This window comes from Caulobacter sp. Root487D2Y, from assembly GCF_001427165.1.
Taxonomy (GTDB): Bacteria; Pseudomonadota; Alphaproteobacteria; order Caulobacterales; family Caulobacteraceae; genus Caulobacter.
Genome location: NZ_LMFD01000003.1, coordinates 1 through 26,261, shown reverse-complemented (window position 1 = coordinate 26,261; position 26,261 = coordinate 1). Strand labels below are relative to the sequence as shown.

General features: G+C 68.2%; 23 protein-coding genes. 8 read left to right on the top strand and 15 right to left on the bottom strand.

Annotated elements, in window-relative coordinates; translation table 11 throughout:
* Window positions 1-119 precede the first annotated feature (119 nt).
* The gene (locus ASD38_RS05915) at window positions 120-1,172 is read left to right on the top strand and encodes a LacI family DNA-binding transcriptional regulator (protein WP_056458515.1); all 1,053 of its coding nucleotides are present in this window, start codon (window positions 120-122) and stop codon (window positions 1,170-1,172) included.
* Between the two features lie 41 nt (window positions 1,173-1,213).
* Here ASD38_RS05915 and ASD38_RS05910 read toward each other — a convergent pair whose 3' ends face one another.
* Entirely contained in the window at window positions 1,214-3,475 is a 2,262-nt protein-coding gene (locus ASD38_RS05910) for a beta-glucosidase (RefSeq protein ID WP_056458511.1), read from the bottom strand.
* A gap of 966 nt (window positions 3,476-4,441) precedes the next feature.
* Between ASD38_RS05910 and ASD38_RS05905 the strand changes: the two genes are divergently transcribed.
* Genes ASD38_RS05905 through ASD38_RS05885 form a run of 5 tightly spaced genes read left to right on the top strand, consistent with a single transcriptional unit; the run spans window position 4,442 to window position 6,315 of the window.
* Window positions 4,442-4,765, top strand: coding sequence for an ArsR/SmtB family transcription factor (locus ASD38_RS05905; protein ID WP_056438550.1), 324 nt, complete (start codon window positions 4,442-4,444; stop codon window positions 4,763-4,765).
* Window positions 4,762-5,193 (top strand): SRPBCC family protein, encoded by a 432-nt coding sequence (locus ASD38_RS05900; RefSeq protein WP_056438548.1) that lies wholly within the window; start codon window positions 4,762-4,764, stop codon window positions 5,191-5,193. The genes ASD38_RS05905 and ASD38_RS05900 overlap by 4 nt, the downstream gene beginning before the upstream one ends.
* A 47-nt stretch (window positions 5,194-5,240) precedes the next feature.
* A complete protein-coding gene (locus ASD38_RS05895; protein WP_056438546.1) occupies window positions 5,241-5,456 on the top strand; it encodes a hypothetical protein in 216 nt (71 codons plus the stop codon).
* Between the two features lie 12 nt (window positions 5,457-5,468).
* Window positions 5,469-5,876, top strand: a complete 408-nt coding sequence (locus tag ASD38_RS05890) for a DUF1801 domain-containing protein (RefSeq protein ID WP_056458509.1) — start codon at window positions 5,469-5,471, stop codon at window positions 5,874-5,876.
* A gap of 25 nt (window positions 5,877-5,901) precedes the next feature.
* Window positions 5,902-6,315 (top strand): DUF1801 domain-containing protein, encoded by a 414-nt coding sequence (locus ASD38_RS05885; protein WP_056438543.1) that lies wholly within the window; start codon window positions 5,902-5,904, stop codon window positions 6,313-6,315.
* A gap of 156 nt (window positions 6,316-6,471) precedes the next feature.
* Here the strand turns inward: ASD38_RS05885 and ASD38_RS05880 are convergent, their stop codons facing one another.
* The 13 genes from ASD38_RS05880 to araD1 form a co-directional block, all read right to left on the bottom strand.
* Window positions 6,472-7,710: an acetyl-CoA C-acetyltransferase gene (locus ASD38_RS05880; protein WP_056458506.1), complete on the bottom strand. Its 1,239-nt coding sequence runs from the start codon at window positions 7,708-7,710 to the stop codon at window positions 6,472-6,474.
* A 58-nt stretch (window positions 7,711-7,768) separates the two neighbouring features.
* Window positions 7,769-8,269, bottom strand: coding sequence for a GNAT family N-acetyltransferase (locus ASD38_RS05875; protein WP_056458504.1), 501 nt, complete (start codon window positions 8,267-8,269; stop codon window positions 7,769-7,771).
* Window positions 8,270-8,343: 74 nt separating this feature from the next.
* Window positions 8,344-9,498, bottom strand: coding sequence for an aldose epimerase family protein (locus tag ASD38_RS05870; RefSeq protein WP_235523771.1), 1,155 nt, complete (start codon window positions 9,496-9,498; stop codon window positions 8,344-8,346).
* Between the two features lie 164 nt (window positions 9,499-9,662).
* On the bottom strand, window positions 9,663-10,685 hold the full coding sequence (locus tag ASD38_RS05865; RefSeq protein ID WP_056458502.1) for an arabinan endo-1,5-alpha-L-arabinosidase: 1,023 nt from the start codon (window positions 10,683-10,685) through the stop codon (window positions 9,663-9,665).
* 59 nt (window positions 10,686-10,744) lie between these two features.
* The gene (locus tag ASD38_RS05860) at window positions 10,745-13,468 is read right to left on the bottom strand and encodes a TonB-dependent receptor (RefSeq protein WP_056458499.1); all 2,724 of its coding nucleotides are present in this window, start codon (window positions 13,466-13,468) and stop codon (window positions 10,745-10,747) included.
* A gap of 402 nt (window positions 13,469-13,870) precedes the next feature.
* Window positions 13,871-15,382: an arabinosylfuranosidase ArfA gene (gene arfA, locus ASD38_RS24980; RefSeq protein WP_056458496.1), complete on the bottom strand. Its 1,512-nt coding sequence runs from the start codon at window positions 15,380-15,382 to the stop codon at window positions 13,871-13,873.
* A gap of 15 nt (window positions 15,383-15,397) precedes the next feature.
* Window positions 15,398-16,708, bottom strand: a complete 1,311-nt coding sequence (locus ASD38_RS05850; RefSeq protein WP_056458493.1) for an extracellular solute-binding protein — start codon at window positions 16,706-16,708, stop codon at window positions 15,398-15,400.
* Window positions 16,705-17,553 carry a carbohydrate ABC transporter permease gene (locus ASD38_RS05845; RefSeq protein WP_056458491.1) on the bottom strand — a complete coding sequence of 283 codons (849 nt, stop codon included), beginning with the start codon at window positions 17,551-17,553 and terminating at the stop codon, window positions 16,705-16,707. Before ASD38_RS05845 ends, ASD38_RS05850 begins: the two co-directional genes overlap by 4 nt.
* On the bottom strand, window positions 17,550-18,431 hold the full coding sequence (locus tag ASD38_RS05840) for a carbohydrate ABC transporter permease (RefSeq protein WP_056458487.1): 882 nt from the start codon (window positions 18,429-18,431) through the stop codon (window positions 17,550-17,552). Before ASD38_RS05840 ends, ASD38_RS05845 begins: the two co-directional genes overlap by 4 nt.
* Window positions 18,428-19,513: an ABC transporter ATP-binding protein gene (locus tag ASD38_RS05835; protein ID WP_268760923.1), complete on the bottom strand. Its 1,086-nt coding sequence runs from the start codon at window positions 19,511-19,513 to the stop codon at window positions 18,428-18,430. Before ASD38_RS05835 ends, ASD38_RS05840 begins: the two co-directional genes overlap by 4 nt.
* 288 nt (window positions 19,514-19,801) lie before the next feature.
* Window positions 19,802-21,328 carry an aldehyde dehydrogenase (NADP(+)) gene (locus tag ASD38_RS05830; protein WP_056458481.1) on the bottom strand — a complete coding sequence of 509 codons (1,527 nt, stop codon included), beginning with the start codon at window positions 21,326-21,328 and terminating at the stop codon, window positions 19,802-19,804.
* Window positions 21,329-21,340: 12 nt separating this feature from the next.
* The gene (locus ASD38_RS05825) at window positions 21,341-22,282 is read right to left on the bottom strand and encodes a Gfo/Idh/MocA family protein (RefSeq protein WP_056458477.1); all 942 of its coding nucleotides are present in this window, start codon (window positions 22,280-22,282) and stop codon (window positions 21,341-21,343) included.
* Window positions 22,279-23,286, bottom strand: coding sequence for an AraD1 family protein (gene araD1, locus ASD38_RS05820; protein WP_056458474.1), 1,008 nt, complete (start codon window positions 23,284-23,286; stop codon window positions 22,279-22,281). The genes ASD38_RS05825 and araD1 overlap by 4 nt, the downstream gene beginning before the upstream one ends.
* A 378-nt stretch (window positions 23,287-23,664) precedes the next feature.
* On the opposite strand from araD1, the gene ASD38_RS05815 reads away from it, so the two are divergent.
* A complete protein-coding gene (locus ASD38_RS05815; protein ID WP_442856951.1) occupies window positions 23,665-24,369 on the top strand; it encodes a FadR/GntR family transcriptional regulator in 705 nt (234 codons plus the stop codon).
* 129 nt (window positions 24,370-24,498) lie between these two features.
* On the opposite strand, the gene ASD38_RS05810 is transcribed toward ASD38_RS05815, so the two are convergent.
* Window positions 24,499-25,881, bottom strand: a complete 1,383-nt coding sequence (locus tag ASD38_RS05810) for a glycoside hydrolase family 27 protein (protein WP_056458471.1) — start codon at window positions 25,879-25,881, stop codon at window positions 24,499-24,501.
* Window positions 25,882-26,165: 284 nt separating this feature from the next.
* Here ASD38_RS05810 and ASD38_RS24475 point away from each other — a divergent pair.
* A partial coding sequence (locus ASD38_RS24475) for a hypothetical protein (RefSeq protein WP_235523774.1) occupies window positions 26,166-26,261 on the top strand: 96 nt, incomplete at its 3' end.

Genomic DNA, 26,261 nt, shown 5'->3' with positions numbered 1-26,261 from the left:
GTTCGAATTCGGTTCGGGTCTTAAATGATACCGCTCCCATTGTCGTCAAGGCGTTGGGGGCAGACAGAATGTTTCACGCCGGTTACGGTCGTTCGAACCGGGGGGAAGCAGGATTCTGAATGGCGAAGCGGCCGGCCACGATCATCCATGTCGCCGAAAAGGCGCGCGTGTCGGTCAAGACGGTGTCGCGGGTGCTCAACGACGAGCCCAATGTCACGCCGGACCTGAAGGCGCGGGTGCTCGCGGCGGTCGAGAAGCTTGGCTACAGTCCCAGCAAGGCCGCGCGGACCATGGCCGGCTCGCGTTCCTACCTGCTGGTCGCCTTCAACGATCGCCGCCTGACTCTGGACAACTGGCGCAGCGAGCGCGGCAACGAGTGGATCGACCAGATGCTGTACGGCGCCATGCTGCGCTGCGAGCAGTCGGGCTACCACCTGATGTTCGAGCTGGTCGACCGCGAGTCGGACCAGTTGGAGCGGCAGATCACGGCGGTGCTGTCGTCGCTGCAGCCCGACGGCGTGATCCTGACGCCGCCCAACTGCGAGAACCCGGCGGTGCTGGGCGCCCTGAAAAAGCGAAGCATCCCGTTCGTCCGCCTGAACACTCCGGTGCGCGGGCAGGGGCCGCGGGTCTACATGGACGACCGCGCCGCCGCCCGACAGGCGACCAAGCACCTGCTGGGCCTGGGCCACAAGCGCATCGGCATGATCGCCGGCGATTACAGGTTCTCGTCCTCGATCCTGCGGGTCGAGACCTTCCAGGCGACCATGGCGGCGGCGGGGCTGCCCGTGCCGGACGCACGGATCTACAAGGGCGACTTCACGTTCGAGGCCGGGGTGGCGGGAGCCGAGGCGTTGCTGGACCTGCTCGAGCCGCCGACCGCGATCATGGCCTCCAACGACCAGATGGCGCTGGGCGTGGTCAGCGTCGCCCAGGCGCGCGGCCTGGCCGTGCCGGGCGATCTGTCGATCCTCAGCTATGACGACACGATCGGGGTGCGGCTGAGCACGCCGTCCCTGACGGCGGTGCGCCAGCCGGTGGCCAAGATGGCCGAGAAGGCCGCCGACATGCTGATTTGCGCCAGCGCGGCGGGCGAGAAGCGGATCGCCGGCAACACCCTGGTGCCGTTCGAGCTGATGGTGCGAGCCTCGACGGGGCCGGCGCCCAAATAGCGGGATCGGGGACAGGCGCATGCGCCTGTCCCCGGCCGCAACTACTTGCCGTCGTACGTCACCGGCAGCGTCTTGGCCGCCAGGGTCACCTCGGCCTTGGCGCCCAGGTCGCGGGACGAGGCGCCCAGCGACACCTCATAGGCGCCGGCGGCGATGGTCCAGGCCTTGGCCTTGGCGTCGAAGGTGGCCAGCAGGCGCGGGTCGACGGTGACGGCGACGGTCGTGCTGGCGCCGGGGGCGAGCTCGACCTTCTTGAAGCCGCCCAGGCGACGCGGCGCCTCCCAGCCACTTCTTCCATCCAAGGGGGCGCCCTTGGGCCCGACATAGACCTGGGGCACGTCCTTGCCGGCGGTCTTGCCCGTATTGGTCACCTTGAAGCTGACGGTCAGCGTGTCGCCGGCCGCCGAGGTCTTCAGGTCGCTGTAGCCGAAGGTCGAGTAGGACAGGCCGTGGCCGAAGGCGAACAGCGGCTGGTGGCCCTTCTTGTCGAACCACTTGTAGCCGACCGCCGCGCCCTCGATGTCGTAGTTGGCGTCGACCATCAGCTCGGGCTTGGAGTGGTCCCCATCGATCACCGGGCGCGGCAGTTGGTCGGCGCTCCGCGGGAAGGTGATCGGCAGGCGGCCGGACGGGTTGACCTCGCCGGTCAGCACCCGGGCGATCGCCTCGCCGCCGTTGGTCCCGGCGTACCAGGCCTCGACCACGGCGCCGACCTTGGGCAGCCACGGCATCAGAACCGGGCCGCCGGTTTCCAGGACCACCGCGGTCTTAGAATTGGCGGCGGCGACGGCGTCGATCAAGGCGTCCTGATCGTCGGCCAGGGTCAGCGAATAGTCCTGGGATTCGGCGGCCCACTGATGGGCGAAGACGATCACCAGATCGGCGCCGGCGGCGGCCTTGGCGGCGGCGGCCGGATCGGAGCCGTCGTCATAGGCGAACCGCGCGGCGGGGTTCCTGGCCTGCAGCGCCTTCAGCGGCGAGGAGGGGTGATAGACGATTGGGCCGGGGAAGCCCTTGGGGCCCAGGCCCTTCACCGCCATGCCGCCGACCGGGAAGACCTGCGAGGAGCCGCCGCCCGACAGCACGCCGACGTCGGAATGCGAGCCGATGACGACGATCTTCCTGGCGCTTTTGGCGATCGGGAGAAGGCCGCCGTCGTTCTTCAGCAGGACGATGGCTTCTTCCGCGTCGGCCTGGGTGACCTTGGCGTGGGCGGCGAAGTCGATCGGACCCTTGACCACCGGGTGGTCGAACAGGCCGTGGGCGAACATCGAGCGGGTGATGCGGCGGACCATGTCGTCGAGGCGCGCCTGCGACACCGAACCGTCGGCCAGGGCGGCCTTCAGCGGCGCGCCGAAGAAGGGCTGCTTGTCGAAGGTGTAGGCCGACTCCTGGTCCAGGCCCGCATTGGCCGCCTTGGCGGTCGAGTGCGTGCCGCCCCAGTCCGACATCACATAGCCCGTATAGCCCCAGTCTTTCTTGAGCACCTCGTTCAGCAGGTAGTCGCTCTCGCAGGCGTAGATGCTGTTGATGCGGTTGTAGGCGCACATCACCGCGCCGGGGCTGGCCTTCTCGATGGCGAACTCGAACGCCAGGAGGTCGGACTGGCGCGCGGCGGCGTCGCCGATGTTGGAGCTGACCGTCATGCGGTTCGTCTCCTGGCCGTTCAGCGCCCAGTGCTTGATGGTCGAGATGATGTTGTTGGACTGGATGCCCCTGATCTGGGCCCCGACCATCACGCCGGCCAGCAGCGGATCCTCGCCGCCATATTCGAAGTTGCGGCCGTTGCGCGGGTCGCGGGCCAGGTTGGCGCCGCCGGCCAGCTGGACGTTGAAGCCCGAGGCGCGGGCCTCCGAGCCGATCATCGCGCCGCCCTTGAAGGCCAGGTCCGGGTTCCAGGTCGCGGCGGTGGCGATGCCCGAGGGCAGGGAGGTGCGCTCCAGATAGGGATCGCTCGACTCACGCTGGGTGGCGACGCCGACGCCGGCGTCGGTTTCCCACTGCGGGGGCACGCCCAGGCGGGGGATTCCGGGGATGTAGCCGGCCGAACCCATGCGGGCCTCGGCGTGCGGCGTGAACTTGGGTTTCTGCTGGTTCGAGCCGAAATAGCCGAACACCAGGGTCAATTTCTCGTCAGGCGTCATCCGCGCAACGATCAGGTCGGCGCGCTGATCGGCGCTCAGCTTGGTGTTCATCCAAGGTTTCGATGCGCTCGGGGCGGCCTGGGCGTGAGCGGCGGCCGCCGGCAGCGCGGTGGTCAGCATCAGGGCCATCACCAGGCCGCGCATCTGCTGTCGCTTCATTCTTTTCCTCCCAGTGACGTCTTGGCTATGTGCGCAACGTTCTTTGATCAATTTTGCCAGAAGGCGTTTGGATTTAGCTATTCACGGCAAATTGGACGCGCGCTTCAACTAAATATGTAACTCTGTGGAAAATTGATAACGTTGTCATACTTTGACTGTTCACGGGAAGCAAGCGGGCGCGCGCACGCGTTCATGTCCCCGCCAGGAAAGCCGGCGGGCTGGGGAGGCGGCGGAACGTCCGGGGCGCGCCCGGAAGAGGTAGAGGGAGAGTACCGTTTCGACACGTCACGGGCGCTCCGCGCGGCCTGTGCTCGAGAGCCTTCGGATCGCGGATTTTTAACCCGCTCCGATGGAGGCCCCATTCTTTGCTCTAAGGGGGGGCCGGGCGGAGGGATGGCAACCCCGTCCGGACCGCGCGGGCGATTTCAGCCCGCGCCTGGCGCGTTCGCCGATCCTTCGCCGCCCGGGCTTCGTCCCGATGTTTCAGGGAACCTGCCCGGGACGCCCGAAGCGTCACTCAAGACCACCGACGAACGCTTCCCGCTCGACCGCCCCCGCCGCACGTCGAGGTCGCCGGCCGGACGTCCTCCCCTACGACAGGGCAGGGACAAGTATGGGGGCGGCCCGAGCGCCGAGGACAAGATTGGTCGAGAAAGTTCAAGGTATTGATTTCGCGCCATTCCGTCCCGGATGTTCCAAGGACCGACGCGGCCACGTCCCCCAAATTCCCGTCGTCCTCGGACTTGTTCCGAGGATCCCTCGTCCAGCTGAGGTGTCGGCGCAATGGCGCGCTGGCGCGCCACCCCACGGCCTTCGCGGCGGAGGCAGGGGTCCTCGGAACAAGTCCGAGGATGACGGCTCTGGAGGTGAGGCGCTGGGCCTTTCAAGATGTCCGCAGCACCCCTCTTGACGAACCCATAACTCGCCAGTTATGAGTAACCCATAGCCAACGGGTTATCAGTTCCCATGACCGACGCTCACGACGTGCTCTTCAGGACGCTCGCCGATCCCACCCGACGGGGGATCTTCGAGCGGCTGTGCCGCGACGGCGAGCAGACGGTCGGGGCCCTGACGGCCCTGGCGGGAGTCTCGCAGCCGGCCGTCTCCAAGCACCTGGGCGTGCTGAAGTCGGCCGGGCTGGTGAGCGATCGCCACGAAGGCCGACAGACGCACTACAGCGCCCAGCTGAACGCCCTGGCCCCGTTGGTCGACTGGACAAGCCGCATGGCCGGGTTCTGGGAGACCCGGTTCGACAATCTCGAGGACCTGCTCAACAGGATGGACCAATGACCAGCACCGCGACGCAAACGCGTTCCGTCGTCATCGAACGGGAGATCGCTCATCCCCCCGAAAAGCTCTGGCGGGCGCTGACCCAGCCGCACCTGATGGAGGAGTGGCTGATGAAGAACGACTTCAAGCCCCAGGTGGGCCACAGCTTCAACCTGCGCGGCGAATGGGGCGGGGTGCTGGACTGCCAGGTCCTGGCCGTCGAGCCGAACAAGACCCTGTCCTACACCTGGAACTACGCGCACGAGGACGCCGCCTACAACCTGCAGAGCGTGGTGACCTTTACCCTGACCCCGACCAGCACGGGCACGCATCTGCGCGTCGAGCAGGCCGGCTTCAACCCGGATCAGAAGCAGGCCTACGGCGGCGCCCATGCCGGTTGGAAGTCGTTCCTCGGCAACCTGGATCAACTGCTGGAGCGCTTGGACTAGGGCCGCCGCGCCCTTCGCCCCGGCTCATTCTCAGAGGAGATTCCCCCATGAACGCCCTGATCCGACAAATCCATCGGTGGCTGTCCATCGCCTTCACGGCGGGCGTCATCGGCTACATGATCGTCATGACCAAGGGGCAGCCCCCGGCGTGGGTCGGCCTGTTCGCGCTGGTCCCGCTGATCTTGCTTCTGGTCACTGGGCTGTACATGTTCGTGCTGCCCTATGTCGCCAAAGGGCGGAGCAGGCGGCGCGCGAGCGCATAGGGAGCAAGAGCCATGGCCGAGCCGAAACGGCTGTCGGGCGGCAACCCCCAGATCGCCAAGGGCGACGGCGACGCGCCGGTCCAGGCCTATATCGCGGCCATGCTGGGCTGGCAGAGCGAGGTCGGGCGCAAGCTCGACGCGCTGATCGAGGGCGCCGTTCCCGGCGTGCGCAAGGCGGTGAAGTGGAACTCGCCGTTCTATGGCGTCGAGGAAACGACCTGGTTCCTCAGCCTCCATGCCTTCGCCAAATACATCAAGGTGGCCTTCTTCCGCGGCGCGGCGCTCGATCCCCCGCCGCCGGTCGGCTCCAAGCAGAAGGATGTGCGCTATTTCCACATCCACGAGGACGAACCGTTCGACGAGGCCCAGTTCATCGATTGGGTGAAACAGGCCAGCCAATTGCCCGGCGAGCGCATGTGAGCCGCCAGTACGAGGTGAGACGACCATGAAGAAGAAGATGGGCGGCCCGCTGGAGGGACCGCCTTCCGAGCTGATCGACAAGGCGATCGAGGCGCTGGAAGACTGGCGCGGCGAGACGCTGGCCAAGATCCGCAAGCTGATCCACGAGGCCGACCCCGACGTGGTCGAGGAGTGGAAATGGGGCATCCCGGTGTGGTCGCACGACGGGATCGTCTGCACCGGCGAAACCTACAAGGCCGCCGTGAAGACGACCTTCGCCAAGGGCGCGTCCGTCGAGGATCCCCAAGGCCTGTTCAACTCCAGCCTCGAAGGCGCCACCCGGCGGGCCATCGATTTCCGCCAGGGCGAGGCGATCGACGAGGCGGCGTTCAAGGCGCTGTTCCGCGCCGCCGCGGCGCTGAACGCCTCGAAGCCGAAGGCGGCGAAGAAGCGCGCTTAGAGCCGCTGCCTTTCCAATCCGCTCATCCCGGCGAAAGCCGGGACCCAGATCCCTTAGCGGAGTGGATGACTGGAGGGGCTCAGCGCTCATGGCGTCAGCTCCGGAGCCATTCCATCTGGGTCCCGGCATTCGCCGGGATGAGCGGAGTTTCTAGAGTTACACCCGCTCGATGATCACCGCCGGGGCCATGCCGCCGGCCGCGCACATGGTCACCAGGCCGCGCTTGAGGTCGCGGCGCTCCAGCTCGTCCAGGATCGTGCCGATCAGGATCGAGCCGGTGGCGCCGATCGGGTGGCCCAGGGCCATGGCGCCGCCGTTGACATTGACCTTGTCGCGGTCGAGGCCCAGGTCGCGGATGAACTTCTCGGCCACCACGGCGAAGGCTTCGTTGATCTCCCACAGGTCGATGTCGTCGACGGTCAGCCCGGCCTTGGCCAGCACCTTGCGGGCGGCGGGGACGGGGGCGTTGAGCATCAGGGTCGGGCTGTCGCCCATGTTGGCCATGGCCACGACGCGGGCGCGGGGCTTGAGGCCGTGCCTGGCGGCGTAGGCCGGAGAGGCCAGCAGCACCGCCGCCGCGCCGTCGACCACGCCCGACGAGTTGCCGGCGTGGTGCACGTGCTCGATCTTCAGGTCCGGATAGACCTGGTTGATCAGCCCGCCCAGCGTGGTGCCCGCCTCGTCGATCGGTACGCCGGCGATGGCGCCGAACGAAGCCTTCAGGCCCGCCAGGCCTTCCAGGGTGGTCTCGGGGCGGGGGAACTCCTCGCGGTCCAGCGCGATCGAGCCGTCGTCGCGATAGACCGGGACCAGGGCGCGGTCGAAGCGGCCTTCGCGGATCGCCTGGTCGGCGCGCCGCTGGCTGACCAGGGCCAGTTCGTCCAGCGCCTGGCGCGAAATGCCTTCCAGGGTGGCGATGGCGTCGGCGCAGACGCCCTGGTGGCTCTGCGGATGCCTGGCGCGCAGGCGCAGGTTGCCGCTGTCCAGCAGGCCGGGCGAGGTGCGGTCGGCGGTGGCGGCCGTGTAGGACATCATCTCGGTCCCGCCGGCGATGACCAGGTCCTCCATGCCCGACATGATCGAGGCCGCGGCCAGGTTCACCGTGGTGATGCCCGAGCCGCAGAACCGGTCCAGGGTCATGCCGCTGGCCTTGGTGTCATAGCCGGCGTCCAAGGCCGCCATCCGGCCCAGGTCGCCGCCCTGCTTGCCGCGCTGGGTGCTGGTGCCCCAGATGATGTCGTCGACTTCGGCGGTGTTGAGGTTGTTGCGCTCGGCCAGGGCCTTCAGCACCGTGGCGGCCAGGTGCTGGGGGTGGAAGTCGGCCAGGGCGCCCTTGCCGACCTTGCCGATGCCACGGGGCGTGCGGCAGGCGTCGATGATCAGGGCTTCGGGCATGGCGGCGTTCCTCCCAAGAACGGTTGTTTGAACCGATCTGAGCGCCGGCGCCCTTGGGTCAGTCCAGCGTCTTTTTTGGCTGGAGCTTCAGCCGCATGAACACCGTGCCGTCCGGGGTCGGCGCGTAGTAGGGGCCGATGCGCTCGAAGCCCATGGCGTCGTACAGCTTCATGGCGGTGGTCATGCTGGGCAGGGTGTCGAGCCGCAGTTCGTCATAACCGAGGTCTCGAGCCGTCCGGATCACCGCCTCGGCCATCGCCTTGCCCAGGCCCAGACCCCGAGCGGCCGGCAGCAGGAAGAGGCGCTTCATCTCGCAGCAGCCGTCGGGGGCGAGGGGACGCAGTCCCACGCAGCCCAGCGGCCGGTCCGCCGCGTCCCGGGCCAGCAGCAGCTCGCCCTTCGGCGGGGCGTACTTGCCGGGCAGGCCGGCCAGTTCGCCGCTGAAGTCCTGGTAGCCCAGGTCGACGGTCAGGGAGGCGACATAGTCCTCGAACAGCGCCACGACCGCCGCCAGGTCGTCGGGGGTGCGGACGGCGCGGATGGAGAAGGCGGCGGGCATCCCGTGAGGGAACAGAATCCCACGGCCGCCCGCAATGCCCTCCAAGGTCATGCTCTGTCGGTTGGAGACGGTTTCTACTTCCCGTCCGTCGTCAGCCTGAACACCATGGTGTTGCTGTACTTCTGGCCCGGATCCAGCCGCACCGGCGCGAAGGCCGGCTTGTTGGGCGCGTCGGGGAAGTGCTGCGGCTCCAGGGCGATGCCGTCGCCCTGGCGATAAATCTTGCCGCTCTTGCCCACCATCGTGCCGTCGATGAAGTTGCCGGTGTAGAACTGGATGCCCGGCTGGTCGCTGAGGATCTCCAGCACGCGGCCGCTCTTGGGGTCGGCCAGCCGCGCGGCCAGGCGCGGGGCGCCGCCCGCCTTGCCGGTCAGCACCATGTTGTGGTCGTAGCCGCGGCCGACGACGATCTGCGGATCGCGGGCGTCGCGGATGCGCTCGCCCACCACGGTCGGCTTGCGGAAGTCGAACGGCGTGCCGGCCACCGGGGTGATCTCGCCGGTCGGGATCAGCTCGGCGTCGACCGGGGTGTAGCCGTCGGAGGCCAGGGTCAGGACGTTGCCCATCGCGCCCTCGGCCGAACCCTCGCCGGCCACGTTGAACAGGGCGTGGTTGGTCAGGTTGACGATGGTCGGCTTGTCGGTCGTCGCGCCGTAGGTGATCGTCAGGTTGTTGGCCTCGTCCAGGGCGTAGGTCGCCGTGGCGGTGAGCGTGCCGGGATAGCCTTCCTCGCCGTCGGGGCTGACATGGGTGAAGGTGACCGAGGCGACCGGGCCGCGCTTGACGTCGGCGACCTTCCAGACCCGCTTGTCGAAGCCCTTGACCCCGCCGTGCAGGGCGGCGACGCCGTTGTTGTTCAGCGCCAGCTGGTAGGTCTTGCCGTCCAGGACGAAGCGGCCCTTGCCGATGCGGTTGGCGAAGCGGCCGACCGAGGCCCCGAAATAGCTGGCGTTCTTGACGTAGGACTCGGCGTCCTTGAAGCCCAGGGCGATGTCGGCCTTGGTCCCGTCGCGGCCGGGCGCGATCAGCGACTGCAGGGTGGCGCCGTAGGTGATCACCGTGGCGCTGACGCCCTTGCCATTGGTCAGGGTTATGGCCTCGACCTCGACGCCGTCGGGCGTCTTGCCGAACGGGGCCCGGGCGTAGTCGGCCGCGAAGGCTCCCGCCGGAAGGGCGATGGCGGTGGCGGCCAGAAGGGCGCCGGTCAGTTTGCGGCCTGAAGTCTTCATGAGGTTCCTCGTTCCAACGGTCGAAGCGGCTCTAGGGGCGGCTTGGCGTCCATATAGTCCGACAAATTGAGCCGGTGCAATCGAGCTTAGGCGGAAAGAAAGTCGCCGTTCCGGAGCGATCCGGAACGGCGCAGGCGGGGTCGACCTCAGGCAGGGAAAGGGGTTCAGACGGCCACGGGCCACCCGTCGGCGCTCCAGGCCAGGGGCTGGATGCGCAGGGTCGGGACGCCGCCCTTCTTGGCGTCGTAGGCGTGGTAGACGATGTAGTCGCGGCCCGCGTCGCGCAGCACGGCCACGTGGCCGGGACCCCTGAAGCGCTTGGTGGGATCCAGGTCGGCGTGCAGCACGATCAGGCCGCCGTCCTTCATCAGCATCGCCTTGCCGTTACGGTCGACATAGGGCCCGGTCACCGCCTTCGCGCGGCCCACCACCGTGTAGTAGGTGCTGTCGGCGCCTCGGCAGCAGAAGTCGAACGAGGCGAACAGGTAGAACCAGCCATCCCGCTCGATGATGTACGGCGCCTCGATGGCGTCGGGATGGGGCCGGGCGGCGATGGCCGTCAGCGGGGCGCCGGGCCCATTCTTGTTGAGGGGGGGCTTGCCAGTCCCCGGGTCGATCTCGACCAGTTTCAGGCCCGACCAGAAGCTGCCGAAGCTCATCCACACGCGGCCGTCCGGGGTGGCGACGATGTTGGGGTCGATGGCGTTGAAATCGTCGCCGGGCTTGGACCCCAGCACCACGCCCTCGTCGCGCCAGCCGAAGGCCGGGTCGGACCGGTCCAGGGTCGCGGTGGTCTGCAGGGCGATGACCGAGCGGTTCTTCCCGAAGGTCGAGAGCGCGTAATAGAGGTGGTAGCGGCCGTCGATCAGGCTGATGTCCGGGGCCCAGGCGCCGCGCGTGCCGGGCACTTCCTTCCCAGCCCAGTCGGGCAGGACGGGCATGACGGCGCCGACCAGGGTCCAGGCGACCAAGTCCGGCGAGGTGCGCCAATGGATCAGGCCGGGCTTCTGGTTGGCCTGGCTGGTGCAGAACAGGTGATAGGTCGCGCCCTGCTTGATGATGCAGGGGTCGTGAACGGGCGACAGGTCGCCGGTCATCCGATCGTTGAGGCTGGGCGTGGCGGCTTGAGCGGCCGTCGGAACGGCCGCGCTCAGGGCCCCGGCCAGGGCATGTCTGCGGGTCAGCATCACGAACTCCGACGCGAAGGCGAACGCGCCCGACTCCAGAGGAGTCGAGCGCGCGGGTCTTACATCTTCCAGCGGAAGCCGATCAGGACCTGACGGTCGTAGCGACGGGTGTCGCGCGGATACAGGTGCTTGTCGGTGAAGTAGTCCTTGAACTCGGTGTCGAGCAGATTGACGCCTTCCAGGGTCAGGGTCAGCTTGTCGCCGACCTTGTAGGACAGACTGCCGTCCATCTGGGCGGTGTCGTCGGCGATCAGGTCGAAGCCGCTGTTCTCGAAGTTCGGCGTGTCCAGGAAGTGTTGGCGCCAGTTGTAGGCCAGGCGACCGGACAGCGGACCTTTCTCGTAGAGCACCGCGACGTTGTAGGACCACTTCGACAGGCCTCGGAAGTCGGTCTTCACGCCTGTGACGCCGTTCTTCATCGAGCCGTCCATCAGGGTGACATTGGCCTGCAGGCCCAGGCCGCTGAACACGCCCGGCAGGAAGTCGTAGAACTGCTGGTAGCCCAGTTCGAGGCCGTCCAGCTTGTCCTTCCCGGAGTTGCTGGGGCGGGTCATGATGTAGGTGGTGCCGTTGATCACCTCATTGGCCGAGGTGGTTTCCACATAACCGTCGATGTTGCGGTGGAAGTAGGCCGCCGTCAGGAAGCCGTCGGCCGCGAAGTACCATTCCAGCGACGCGTCGAGGCTGTCGGACGTCACCGGCTTGAGGTTCGGATTGCCGCCCGAGCCCGACAGGAAGGTGGTGTTGGAGGCCACGGTCGACAGCGAGACGCCCGGATTGAGCTGGGCGAAGTCGGGGCGGGTGACGGTGCGGCCCAGCGACAGGCGCGCCACCAGGTCCGGCCGCAGATTGAACCTCAGGTTCGCGCTGGGCAGCAGGTCGACCGACGAGTTCTTCTTCTCGGTCGGCGTGTAGACCAGCACCGAGGTGGCGGTGTCGACATTGTTGCCGCCCAGGGTTTGTTCGGTGCGGACCAGGCGCAGGCCCACGACGCCGCTCCAGGGCACGCTGCCCATGTCGCCGCCGATCTTGGACTGGACGTAGCCGGCATAGGTCTTCTCGACATCGGAGAAGAACATGCCCGGGTCGATCCGGCGCTTGCCGGTGACCGGATCGTTGCGCAGGGCGAAGACGGCGGCGCTGGTGGCGTTGCGGTCATAGAGCAACGCCGTCTGCGCCCGCACCTTGTCGGTGTTGTTCAGCAGGTACGAGGCGCTGGGCGTGTACCACTGGGTGGTGATGTAGTCGGGTCCGCCGTCGGCCATGGGCTCGGACAGGCCGTTCAGGCCCGCCAGGCTGCTGACCGGCGTGTGGGTGAAGGGATAGGCCGCGCCGCCGTAGGACTGGTTGGACTCGGCGCTGCGGTCGGCATAGCGGACGCCCGCGCTGATCTCGCGGATGAACTCGTCCGACGGCGCGGTGTAGACGACGTCGGCGCGCCAATCGACCGAGTTCCCGGTCTGCTTGCCGTAGTTGTCGAACCAGTTCTCGATATTGTAGGCGGCCGGGTTCTTGATGTCGTAGCCGCTGCTCAGATAGTTCAGCTGGGCGGTGCCGTCGTGGCTGGTGTCGACCTGCACGAGGGGCACGATCGTCGAGCTGTCGAGGATCGGGTTCTCGTACTTGAAGAACGAGTTGGTGACCGACAGATCGGTCGATGCCTTGAACGAGCCCCACTCCTTGTAGCCGCCGGCCGAGAACTGGTTGGTGTTGGAGTGCTGGTCGTTGGCCTGGGTCGACATGATCGTGAAGACGTTGTGGTTGGTCAGCGTCTTCAGCTGGTTGGTGCCCGGGAACACGGTGGCCGACAGGTTGCCGTCGCCCAGCCAGGGCAGGCCGACCAGGAAGTCCAGTTCGAACACGTTCTTGTAGTCGGTGCCGAAGCCCTCGAAGTAGAGCTCGCTGGTGTCGTCCGGCCGCCATTGCAGGGAGAAGTTGGCCGCCCTGCGCTTACGTTCGCCGGCGATCGGGATGTAGCCCATCACGAACGGGCCGTTGATCGAGGTGATGCCGGGCGGCAGCGGGTGGGCCGGGCCGAACGAACCGGTGTGGTCGTCGGAGCGCACGTTGAACGCGCGCTCTTCGTGGAAGTCGCGATCGACGAACGACACGCCGACCAGCGCGCCGAACTCGCCGACATTGGTGTCCCAGCGGTTCGAGGCGGTGGCCCCGAAGTCCGGGTTCCATTCCTTGGCCTTGTCCGAATAGGCGGCGTGGCCGAAGGCGTTGAACTGGGCGCCGGAGAAGTCGAACGGCCGGCGGGTGCGGATGTCGATCGCGCCGGCGATGCCGCCTTCGATCTGATCGGCCGCGGCGCTTTTATAGACGTCGACCCGTTGCAGCATGTTGGCCGGCACGTCGGCCAGGGCGATGTAGCGGCCGGTGGTGGTGAACACCTCGCGGCCGTTCAGCAAGGTCACCAGATTGGGCAGGCCGCGGATCAGCACCGAATTGGCCTCGCCGGAGTCGCGGCGGACCTGGATGCCGGTGACCCGCGCCAGGGCGTCGGCGACGTTGTTGTCGGGCAGCTTGCCCACGTCTTCGGCGACGATGGAGTCGACCACCAGGTCGTTGTTCTTCTTGATCTGCTGGGCGCTCTGGGCGGCCTGGCGCTGGCCGGTGACGACGATCTCGGCGACCGTCTCGTCGTCCTTGGTCGCGGCGGTCTGGGCCAGAGCCGGCGCGGCGGCCAGCAAGGTCATGGCCGAGGCGGCCGAAATCAGCAGGGCCCGGCGCGCGGCGCGCGCGGCGGATCGGATCGGCATGTTGACGCCGTTGGTCATGGATTTCCCTCCCAAGTCTCACCGTCTCCCCGTCTGCGCGGGAAGCTTCTCGATGGTGAGTTATCTTGTCTGACAAATAATCCATTCGCAAGGGTATTACTAATGTGGCCATGGAAATGTGAACGGCGTTCGTCCGCGCCTGCGGCGCGGCGCGCCTCGGCGGGCGCGACGGGCGAGGCGATAGACTTCGTAATAGATTGAATAAATTCAGTGAATTATGGAGCTTGCCGCCTACCGACGCGCAACGCGGGATAGGCTCGTCCGCCGATGCGGGTCCAACGCCTGTCGGGCTCGAATCTTGGTCAGACAAATATGAGAGATTCGTATGACCACCCTTTGGGGTGGACGACGGGGACGGCGACGATCACGCGTCGCCGTCCCCTTTGTCGTCATCGTCGATGATCAGCCGCGCGCGAGGCTGACGACATTCCAGGACTGGCGCTTCAGCGTCGCGGTCAGGCGGCCGCTCTCCAGCCTGGCGGTCGGGTTGGCGACGGGCGAGACGGCGTCGGGCGCGGTCTTGGTGTTGGTCTTCTTCAGGTCCGCATCGTGCAACTGCGTCGAGGTCTGGATCACCAGGTTCTCGGCGACGCCGCGCAGATCGACCGACAGCGCCAGGTCGTCGGTGACGCTGCGATTCAGCGCGAACAGGGTCGTCGCGCCGGTCTGCGGATCGCGCACGATCGTGGCCAGCAGGTTGGGAACCTCGCCGTGGGCCTTGGTCGGAAACGTGCCGGTCTCGACCTTCAGCTTCAGCACCTCGCCGCGGCCGTGGCGCGTGCAGTCGGCGAACGGATGGAAGATGGTCTGGCGCCAGGCCGGACCGCCGGTCTCGGTCATGATCGGGCCGATCACGTTGACCAGCTGGGCCAGGCACCCGGCCTTCACCCGGTCGGCGTTGTTCATCATCACGATCAGGCAGCCGCCCACCACCAGGGCGTCCTCGTGATTGTAGACTTCCTCGATCAGCGGCGGCGCTTCGGGCCAGCCGGGCTTCTTCAGGTCGTCCGGACCGCTGGCCTTGTACCAGACGTTCCATTCGTCCAGCGACAGCATGATCCGCTTCTTCGAACGCCGCTTGGCCGCCACGGCGTCGGCGATCGACGCGACCTCGCGGATGAAGTGGTCCAGGTCGTCGACGGTGGCCAGGAACTCGTGGATGTCGTCGGCGTCGTTGCGGCAATAGTGGTGCAGCGAGATGTAGTCGACCTGGTCGAAGCACTGGTCCAGCACCTCGTATTCCCACTTGGCGTAGGTGGGCATGGCGCGTTGCGACGAGCCGCAAGCGGTCAGCTCGATGGTGGGATCGACCCACTTCATCACCTTGCCGGTCTCCTGGGCGATGCGGCCGTATTCGGCCGAGGTCTTGGCGCAGATCTGCCAGGGGCCGTCCATCTCGTTGCCGATGCACCAGAACTTGATCCCGTGCGGCTGCTCGTAGCCGTGCGCGCGACGCAGGTCCGAATAGTAGGTGCCGCCCGGGTGGTTGCAGTACTCCAGGAAGTGGCGGGCCTCGTCCGCGCCGCGTGTGCCGACATTGACCGCGAACATCGGCTCGAGGTCCGCCTTGCGGCACCAGGTGATGAACTCATTGGTCCCGAACTGGTTGGTCTCGGTCGAGTGCCAGGCCAGGTCCAGGCGGACCGGGCGGTTCTCCTTGGGACCGACGCCGTCCTCCCAGTTGTAGCCCGACAGGAAGTTGCCGCCCGGATAGCGGACGATGGTGACGCCCAGCTCGCGGGTCAGGTCCAGCACGTCCTGGCGGAAACCTTCGGGCGTGGCGGTGGGGTGGCCGGGCTCGTAGATGCCGCCATAGACGCAGCGGCCCATGTGCTCGACGAAGGTGCCGAAGATCCGGCGGTCCAGCGGGGCCACCACGAAGTCGGCGTCGGCGATGATCTTGGCGGTCAGCATGGAAAGCTCGCGGGTCTAGAGAAGGTGGAACAGCAGGTCGTTGACCCGACGCTCGGCGTCGGCGAGGGCGGTGTCGATCGGCTTGCGGCCGGTGATGGCGCTGGCCATCTCGTCGCCGATGATGTCCTGGATCGCGAACTGGCGCTGCACCCGCGGCGGCAGGGTCTGGCCGATGGTGGCCAGCGGGGCGATGGCCTGGCGGTGGGGCAGGGCCTTGAAGCGCGGGCTGTCGATCACCGCCTGCATCGACGGCAGGTGGCCGGTGCGCGACCAGTCGTAGTCGTGGTCGGCCAGGAACCTGACCAGCCGATAGACCGCGGCGCGCTGGGCCGGCGTTCGCGCGCGGTGCGGCACGACCCAGGCGTGGCCGTCGACATAGGCGGCGTCCTTGGTTCCGAAGATCCGGGGATAGGGGACGACCGCGTAACCATCGGCGAGCGGCCGGCCGGGCGTGTGCGACTCCGCCTCGAACGTGCCGATCATCCAGGTGCCGACCAGATAGACCCCGCCGTCGCCGTTCATGAAGCCGCTGGTGGCGGCCGGATAGTCCTGGTCGCGGGTCGACAGGTTCTCGTCGTGCAGGGTCTTGAACAGGGCGACGATCCGGTGGGCCTCCGGCGTCGTCAGCTTGATGTGCTTGGGATCGGTGAAGAACACCGCGTCCTGGGTCATCAGGTAGGTGTAGAGGTTGCGGGTGTAGCTGGCCGTCTCGTTGGCCATGGCCTGGACCAGATAGGGCTTGCCGGTGGCGGCCTTGAACTGGCGGGCCTGGGTCAGCAGTTCGTCGGCGCTGGTCGGCAGGATCGGCTGGCCGTCCTTGACCAGGCCCGCCCGGCGGAACTGGCCCATGTTGATGTGCCAGAGCGGCGCCCAGTTGTCGAAGGGCAGGCCCCAGACCTGGCCGTTCTTGGTCACCCCCTCGCGGGCGGCGCGGGTGAAGGCGGCGGGATCGACGCCGACGCTTTCCAGGCCCGGCCCCATCGGTTCGATCAGGCCGCGCGACTGGTAGTCCGAGATCGCCGACATGTGCATGGTCACCAGGTCGGGCGGATCGCCCGCCGCGAACTGGGCCGACAACTGGTCGTAGCCGGGCCAGGCGGCGATGTTGACCTTCAGCCGGATGTCCGGGTTCTCGCGCTGGAACTGGTCCAGCAGGCCGGTGATGATCTCGCACTCGCCGTCGGGATTGCGCGCCCCGGCTCCGGCCGAGCGGCATTCGCCGAAGATCCGCTGGACGGTGATCTGGGTGACGTCGTCGCGCTTGGCGCAGCCGAACAGCGACAGGGTCGCGACGGCCGCGAGGGCGAGGCGGGCGAGGGTCTTCATCGCACCGCCGCTCCCGACACCGCCCGCACGATGTACTTCTGGAAGAACACGTAGACCACCAGGATCGGCGCGCTGGCGAACACCGCCTGGGCCATCAGGAAGCCCAGGCCGCTGGTCTGGGCGAAGTTGATCTGCGAGCTGGCCACGCCGACCGTCAGGGTGAACATCTCGCTGCGCGTCGCCGAGATCAGCGGCCACCAGTAGTCGTTCCACGACGACAGGAAGGTGAAGATCCCAAGGGTCGCCTGGGCGGGCAGGGTCAGGGGCAGCAGCACCTTCCAGAACACCTGGCGGCGCGAGGCTCCGTCCAGCATCGCCGCCTCGTCCAGCTCGACCGGAATGGCTTTGAAGTACTGGGTCATCAGGAACACCCCGAACGGCGCGGCCAGGCCGGGCAGGATCAGGCCGGGATAGGTGTTGTGCAGGTGCAGGGCGGAAAACAGCTGGTGGCGGGTGATGATCACCGACTGCTCGGGCACGGCCAGGCCGAACAGCACCAGGGCGAACAGCCACTTGCGGCCCGGGAACTCCAGCCGCGCGAAGCCGTAGCCGGCAAGGGACGACAGGGCCAGCACGCCGGCGGTGGTGCACAGAGACACCAGCAGGCTGTTGCACAGCCAGCGGAACACCGCCGCCCGGGCCAGGATCGAGCCGTAGTTCTCCAGGGTGTAGGGTCCGCGGAACACCGAGGCGGTGTCGCGCAGCAGCTCGCCGTTCGACTTCAGCGACAGGCCCACGGTCCACAGCAAGGGCATGACCATGACCACGGCCGCCAGGGTCAGGGCGGCCCAGCCCAGGCGGTTGATCCAGGGATTGCGCCCGGCGGCGCGGTCCAGCGCGCTCATCGGACCGCCTCCTTTTCGCGCGTCGTCACGTACTGCAGCACCGTGGCGACCAGGATCAGGCCGAACAGGATTTCCGAAGCGGCGGCCGCGTAGCCGATGTCCCAGCGCCGGAAGCCGACCTCGTAGATGAACAGCACGATCGGCCGCGAGGCGCCGTTGGGACCGCCCTGGGTCAGCAGCTGGGCCTGGCCGAACAACTGGAACTGCAGCACGCACTGGATGATCACCACCAGCACCACGGTCCGGCGGATCGAGGGCAGGGTGATGCGGGTCAGGGCCTTCCACGGGCTGGCCCGGTCCAGGGCGGCGGCTTCGTAGAGCTCGGCCGGAACCTGCTGCAGGGCGGCCAGGTACAGCATCATCGGAAGGCCCAGGCACCACCAGACCGTGGTCAGGGCGATGGCCGGCAGCACCAGGTCGGGATGGCTGAGCAGCGGGATCGGCGGCCTGCCGGCCGCGTGCAGGATGTTGGCGATCAGTCCGCCGTCGGGGATCAGCACCAGCCGCCAGATCAGGGTGACGATGGTCACCGACAGCACCGACGAGCTGAAGAACACGCCCCGGAAGAAGGCCGCCGCGCGGGTCGGGCGGTTCAGGGCGATGGCCAGGGCCAGGGCGATGATCGCCAGCGGCGGCACGGTCAGCAACACGAACCAGAAGGTGTTGCGCACCGCCTGCAGGAAGACGGTGTCGCGCAGCAGCCGGCCGAAGTTCTCGAGCCCGACGAACGCCTCGCCGCCGAACAGGTCGGCCTTGTGCAGGCTCAGCCACACCCCGGCCAGCAGCGGGTAGAGCAGCAGGGCCAGGTAGACGACCAGGTACGGCGTGACGAACAGGCCGTTGACCCAGCTGCTCTTGCGGGGCGAGGCGGCGGTCATGCGGCAGCCGGAGCGTAGTGGGCGCGGTCGTCGGCGTCGAACAGGTGCACGGCGCCGTCCAGGGCCAGGCCGACCGTGTCGCCCATGGCCGCGCGGCTGGTCCCGACATCCTCGGCGATGATCGCCGCGCCGTCGGCCAGGCGCAGATAGACCAGGGTGCGGTCGCCCAGGCGCTCGACGAACTCGACCTTGGCGTCGACCAGGCCGCCGCCCGGCGCGACGACCTTGACGGCCTCGGCGCGAAGGCCCAGGCGCCAGGCGGCGCTGACGGGCAGGGCGGCGAGGGGGACCTCGGTGTCGACGCTCGCGCCGCCCGGCAAGGCCGCTCGCGCCAGGCCGCCCGGACCCTCGCCCAGCGTCACGTCCAGGAAGCTCATCGGCGGCGAGCCGACGAAAGTGGCCACGAAGCGGTTGGCGGGGCGGGCGTAGATCTCCATCGGCGTGCCGACCTGCTGGATGCGGCGGTCGCTCATCACCACGATGCGGTCGGCCAGGGTCATGGCCTCGACCTGGTCGTGGGTGACCAGGATCATCGTCGCCTGGACCCGGCGGCGCAGCTGGGCCAGCTCCAGCCGGGTGCGCATGCGCAGGGCGGCGTCGAGGTTCGACAGCGGCTCGTCGAACAGGAACAGGTCCGGCTTCTTGACGATGGCCCGGCCGATGGCGACGCGCTGACGCTGGCCGCCCGACAGCTGGCCGGGCTTGGACGGCAGGAAGCGCTCGATCTCCAGGATGCGGGCCGCCTCGGCCACGCGCGCCTCGATCTCGGCTTTCGGGACCTTCGCGTTGCGCAGGCCGAACGCCATATTCTCGAAGATCGTCATGTGCGGGTAGAGGGCGTAGTGCTGGAACACCATCGCCACGCCCCGGTCGCCCGGCGCCAGGGCGTCGACCCGGCGCTCGCCGATATGGATCTCGCCCGTCTCGACGGTCTCCAGCCCGGCGATCATCCGCAGCAGGGTGGACTTGCCGCAGCCCGAGGGTCCGAGGAAGGCGATGAACTCGCCGGACGCGATGTCGAGGCAAATGTCGTCGAGCACGGCGACGGAACCGAAGTTCTTGCTCAGATGGTTAAGCCGCACACGCGCCACGGTCCACTCCCCAATCGGCTCGCTGCGCGTGACGGAAGGGTGGCGTGAAGCCGTCGTCTCCTCCCAATCACGGCGCCAGAGCGCTCTTGTTTCCGCCCGCCTTTGATTGGGGCTGGTTATTGTCTGAGTTATTTACTCAGACAAAAGCGGGATAACGATGATTTCACCGAGGCGCAAGGCGAAAAGTGGGATGCTGGAGGAATCAAAACGCCCTGCCGCGCGGTATGCACGGCAGGGCGTTGGTAATTGTCGGACTATAGGCCTGGGCGGTGAGGAAGCCTAAAGCACGCCGTCCACGGCTCGCCGCACGCCCAGCGGATTGTCCGCCTTCAGCGCGGGCGGTAGCAGGGCGTCGGGGATGTCCTGGTAGCAGACCGGCCGCAGGAAACGCTCGATCGCCCGCGTGCCCACCGAGGTGCCGCGCGGGTCGGAGGTGGCCGGGAACGGGCCGCCGTGGACCATGGCGTGCGAGACCTCGACCCCGGTCGGCCAGCCGTTGGCCAGGATGCGGCCGGCCTTGCGCTCCAGGATCGGCATCAGGGCGCGCGCGGCCTCGGCGTCGGCCGGGTCCATGTGCAGGGTGGCGGTGAGCTGGCCCTCCAGCCCCTCCAGCACGGCGGCCACCTGGACGACGTCCGAGAAGCGCACGATCAGCGACGACGAGCCGAACACCTCGTGGCTCAGTTCGGGGTCGCGAAGGAAGGTGTCGGCGTCGACCGCGAACAGCGCGCCGACCGCCTGGTTGACGCCGTCGCCGACGCAGCCGCGCGCCAGCAGTTCGACGCCCGCGCGGCCGGCCAGACGATCCACGCCCTGTTCGTAGGCGCCGAAGATGCCCGGGGTCAGCATGACGTGCGGCTGGGCGGCGCTCAGGGCGGCGACGGCGGCGGCCTCGAAGCGCTCGAGGTCGGGTCCGGCCAGGGCGAAGACCAGGCCGGGGTTGGTGCAGAACTGGCCCGCGCCCATCGTCAGCGAACCGACAAAGGCCGCGCCCAGCGCCTCGGCCCGGGCGGCCAGGGCGGCGGGCAGCGGCAGCACCGGATTGACGCTGCTCATCTCGGCGAAGACCGGGATCGGCTCGGGCCGACTGGCGGCGATCCGCATGAAGGCGGTGCCGCCGGCCCGCGAGCCGGTGAAGCCCACGGCCTTGATGCGCGGATCGGCGACCAGGCCGGCGCCCAGCGTGCGCTGTTGGCCGATCAGCATGGCGAAGACCCCGGCGGGCAGGCCCGCGGCCTTGACCGCCTTGGTGATCGCGCCGCCGACCATGGCGCCGGTGTTGGGGTGGGCCGAGTGACCCTTGACGATCACTGGGCAGCCGGCCGCCAGGGCCGAGGCGGTGTCGCCGCCCGCCGTCGAGAAGGCCAGGGGGAAGTTGCTGGCTCCGAACACCGCCACCGGGCCCAGCGGGATGAAGCGCTGGCGCAGGTCGGCGCGGGGCAGGGGCGTGCGCTCGGGCATGGCCGGATCGATCCGCGCGCCGATCCAGTCCCCGCGCCGCACGACCTGGGCGAACAGCCGAAGCTGACCGCAGGTGCGGCCGCGCTCGCCGGTGATGCGGGCCTGGGGCAGGCCGGTCTCGGCCATGGCGGTCTGGATCAGCTCGTCGCCCAGGGCCTCGATCTCGGCGGCGATCGCCTCGATGAAGGCGGCGCGGGTTTCCAGATCGGTCTCGCGATAGGTGTCGAAGGCGGCGGCCGCGGCGGCGCAAGTCGCTTCGATCTGCTCGGCGCTGGGTTCCGGGAAGCTGGGGCCGAAGTGTTCGTTGGTGGCGGGGTTTAGGGCCCGTAGCGCGGCTTCGGCCATGGCGGTCTTTCTCTATTCGATGAACGCCGGAGCGACGATCCGTCGGCCCAGCAGGAAGGCGTCGGCGACGTGACGCAGCGGGCTGACGTCGACATCGCTGGTTCTGTCGGCCGCCAGGCGCGCGAAGGCGTCGTAGAGGCCGGCATATTCGGCGTCCGGCCCCTCGCGAAGCAGCACGTCGTTGATCCACAACTTGGCGCCGCCGTGCGACAGCTTCAACACGTTGTTACCGGTATCTTCGTCCTCGGTCTCGACAGCGATGTCCCAGCTTTGCGGACCGGTCTGCAGGAAATCGAACTCGGCGCGGATCGGCGCGCCGGCGGCGTCGACGAAATCCAGCTCGGCCTGGATCGGCGACTGGCGGTTCTCGGGCACGTGCAGCGCCGCGCCGGTCAGGAAGAACGGCCGGGGCAGGATGGCCGTGGCGATCGACAGGGCGTTGATGCCCGGGTCGAAGACGCCCAGGCCGCCGGCCTCCCAGATCCAGGTCTGGCCCGGATGCCAGACGCGGACATCCTCGCGCCAGTCGATGCGCACGGACTTGACGGTCTTGTCGGCCAGCCATTCGCGCGCCGGCGCCACGCCCTGGGCGTAGCGCGAGTGCCAGGTGGTCTGCAGGGTCAGGCCGCGCTCGGCGGCGGTCAGCCGCAGGTCCTCGACCTCGCTCAGCGTCGCGCCGGGCGGCTTTTCCAGCATCACGTGCTTGCCGGCCGCCAGGGCCAGGTGGGCCAGGGCGTGGCGCGGCTGGGGCGGGGTGCACAGAGACACCGCGTCGACCGCCACGTCGCTGGCCAGGAGTTCGGCCAGGGTCGTGAAGTGGGCGACGCCGTCGAGGTCGGCGTTGCGGCTGACGATGGCGACCAGCTCGAAGCGGTCGTCGGCGGCGATGGCGGGCAAGTGTTGGTCGCGGGCGATCTTGCCCAGGCCGACGAGAGCCAGGCGGATCTTGCTCATAGGCTGCGCACCGTCACCGGCTTGTCCCCAATTCCCTTTGGCGCCTGGGCCAAGGGATTGCTGACGGGGTAGAGGAACGGCGCGGCGCCGATCTCGAACACGTCGCCGACCTGGGTCTGGAAGCCTTCCGAGAACGACAGGGTGGCCGTGCCGAAGAAGTGCACGTGGATGTCGCCCGGCTTGCGGAACAGGTCGTACTTGAAGTGGTGGTGCTCGAGGTTGGCGATGGTGTGGGACATGTTGGCCTCGCCCGACAGGAAGGGCTTTTCCCAGACCACCTGGCCGCCTCGCAGGATCTTGCTGGCGCCGCGCACGTCGGCCGGCAGCTCGCCGGTCAGCAGCTCGGGGCCCAGGGCCGCCTGACGCAGCTTGGAGTGGGCCAGCCACAGATAGTTGCCGCGCTCGATGACGTGGTCCGAGAACTCGTTGGCCAGGCAGAAGCCCAGGCGGTAGGGCGATCCGTCCGGACCGATGATGTAGACGCCGGCGATCTCGGGCTCCTCGCCGCCGTCCTGGGCGAAGGCGGGCGAGGTCAGGGGCGCGCCGTGACCGACCACGTGCGAGCCGTCGCCCTTGTAGAACCATTCCGGCTGGGCCCCGACCGCGCCGGCGGCGGGCCTGCCGCCCTCGACGCCCATCAGGAACATCCGCATGGAGTCGGTGAGCTGCTCGCCCGCCTGCGCGGCCTTGTGCATCTTGTCGCGACCCTCGGCCGAGCCCAGGTGCGTCAGGCCGGTGCCGGTCAGGATCAGGTGGGCGGGATCGGGATGGTCGATCGGGGCCAGCACCCGGCCCTGCGCCAGGGCGGCGGGGATGTCGATCTCGGCGCCGAGCGGGTGGGCCTGGGCGGCCTCGGCCAGGGTGGCCCCGGCCGCCAGCGCCGCCTGGGCCAGGGCCAGCAGGGTGTCGGCCACCTCGACCCTGCGGGCCAGGCCCGCGTCGTTGACCGCCGCGAGGAGTCGCGTCCCGCCCTGTTCCTTCAGTTGCACGAAGCGCAGCACCATGGCCGTCCCTACCTCCCAGCGGATTTGGCTATTTAGTCAGACAAATAGCGAACTGCGGTGCGGTGTCAAACCCGGATCGACGGGCCGCGAGCGGGTGTCCGGGCGCGGCCGGGCGCTGTGGAAACACGAGAACCGGCGCAAACCCGCGCGGCGTCGGCGTTTGGCAATCATCATACTTTTCAGCGCGCAAATCGACGTTTCGTCTTCGGCGCCGGCGCTGCGAAATCCCTTGTCGGCGCACAAACTGTCTCGCTAGTGTCGCGCGGCGTCGAGATCGGCGGACGGACGGAGCTTTCGTCCACGACTGGACAGGGAGGCGAAGCGCGCGTGCGGAAGAAGAAAGACAAGGCCGGGGACGGCGATTTCGCGCGGGACAGCCTGGCGGCCACCAGCCGGATTCACGGATCGATCGCCCGCAACCTGGGCGTGGCCATCGTCTCGGGCCAGTATCAGCCGGGCGACATCCTCAACAACGAGATCGATTCCAGCGAGCAGCTGCAGGTCTCGCGCAGCGCCTATCGCGAGGCCATCCGCATCCTGGCCGCCAAGGGGCTGGTCGAGAGCCGGCCGAAGACCGGCACCCGGGTCACCGAGCGCAATCGCTGGAGCCTGCTGGACCCCGAGGTCCTGGCCTGGTTCTTCGAATCCGAGCCCAGCGAGGAGTTCCTCAAGGGCCTGTACGAACTGCGGATGATCGTCGAGCCGGCCGCCGCGGCCCTGGCCGCCGAACGCCGCGACGACGGCCAGCTGGAGCGCATGCGCAAGGCGCTGATCCAGATGGAGAGCCAGACCCTGGCCACCGAGGCCGGCCAGGCCGCCGACCGCGACTTCCACGACACCGTGCTGGAGGCCACCGCCAACGCGCCGCTGTTCACGCTCAGCAGCAGCATCGGCGCGGCCGTGCGCTGGACCACGATCTTCAAGCAGCGCAAGCGCGAGCTGCCGCGCGACCCCATGCCCGACCACTGGAAGGTGTTCGACGCCATCGCCGCCGGAAGGCCGGATCAGGCGCGGCAGGCGATGGAACGGCTGGTGGGCTTGGCGCTGGAAGACACCCGCGCGGCGATCGACCCGAGGGACTGAACGCGGTGCGTCCTTCGAGGCTCGGCTGCGCCTCGCACTCAGGATGAGGAAATCAGCAAGATGTCCCTCATCCTGAGGCGCCCGTGCTAGCGGGCCTCGAACGACGCACGACGGTTCAGCAGCTAAGCATCATCCCAGCCGATAGAGTCCCGCGCCGTGCGCAGGCAGCGTCCTTTCCAGTCGCCTCTCGGCCGTCCCGTCGGCCTTGCGCGCCCACAAGTCCCGCACCGCCGCGCGGCCCGTCAGTCCCAGCTTCCCAAGGTCCGCGCCCACCACCATCTCCTGGTCGGCGGTGTTGAATAGCGCCACATAGCGCGCCTTCGAGCCCGGAACCTCGGCCGCCCAGACGACGCTTCCGCCGGCATTGATCACCGGCTTGTTCCCCGTGCTGTGCTGGTTCACCGCCAGCACCTCGTCATTGGTCAGCAGGGCGGTCGTCGCCGGATCCAGCTTCCGCAGGTCCCCGCCCATGATCAGCGGCGAGCGGGCGATCGCCCACAGGGACATCATGGTGCGCTGCTCGTCGGGCGTGAACCGCGTCGTGCGCTTGCCCAGGTCCAGAACGCCCAGCGGCAGCATGTCGGCGTCGGGCCAGCAGCCGGGAATGCGGTGGGGGTTCCAGCGCTCCAGCCGGCCGAACTGCTCCAGCAGCAGCGGCCACTGGTCCCAGAAGTCGTCGCTGATCCGCCAGAGGTTGGCGTTGCGCTGGACGTGATCGGCGGCGTCCAGCGGCGTCTCGCCGGGCGACAGGCTCAGCACCATCGGCCGGCCGCTGGCGTCGATGGCCTTGCGCACGGCTTCGATCTCGGGCGCGTGGTCGTGATAGGGCCGGCTCATGTCGTCGACCTTGACGTAGTCGACGCCCCAGGCGGCCAGCAGCTTGAACACGCTGTCGTAATAGGCCTGGGCGCCGGGCCGCTTCATGTCGACGCCGTACATGTCGGGGTTCCAGGGGCACAGGCTGCCCCGGTCGGCGATGTCGCCGCAGCGGACGTTCGTCCCCAGCACCGGCAGGTTGCGGTCGGCCGCCTGGCGGGGCACGCCGCGCATCAGGTGGATGCCGAACTTCAGGCCCAGGGCGTGCAGCCGATCGCCCAGCGGCTTGAACCCCGCGCCGTCCGCCGAGGACGGGAAGCGATTGATCGCCGGCAGCAGGCGGCCCCAGGGGTCAAGCTCGAGATGAGCGTCCTTGCGATAGTCGAAGCCGGTCGCGCCCGGCTCGTACCACTGGATGTCGACCGTGAAGACGTCGTAGCCGTGCGGCAGCAGCACCTTGGCCATGACCTTGGCGTTGTCGATCGCCTGGTCCTCGGTCAGGGTGGTGGCGAAGCTGTCCCAGCTGTTCCAGCCCATCGGCGGGGTCGGCGCCAGGCGGCGAAAGGCGAGGGAATCGGTCGTCCCGTCGGCGGTCATGGCGGCGCCCGGAATCCACGGCGCGGCGACGCATGCGGCCAGAACGCCCCGGCGAAGGGCGCGGAATTCCGCCGTTCCGAGCGGCTTTTTCGAGTCCATCAGCGCCTCCCGCGCGACCTATCGTCCGACAACTAAAGGCGAATGATTTTCTTTTGCGTTCAATTGGAAAACACGGCTTGCCGGGCTTGTCGAGCGGTGCGGCTCTCACATTGACGCCGCCTCTTGAGCGGTATAGTCAGACAAATAAACAAGGGCGAAGCCAACGGGATGTCGATCGCTCCGCCTAGATGGCGGACAATGCTCATCATCTCCCGCTGGGCCCTCCTGCCGCCGCCGACCCAAGGCCCCCCTTGTCCATCAGGGGCCGCCTATCAAGGACCATCATGAGCTCTGCCGCCGTTCCGCCCCGCGCCCTTCGTTCGCGCGCCTGGTTCGACAATCCGGACAACGCGGACATGACGGCGCTCTATCTGGAGCGA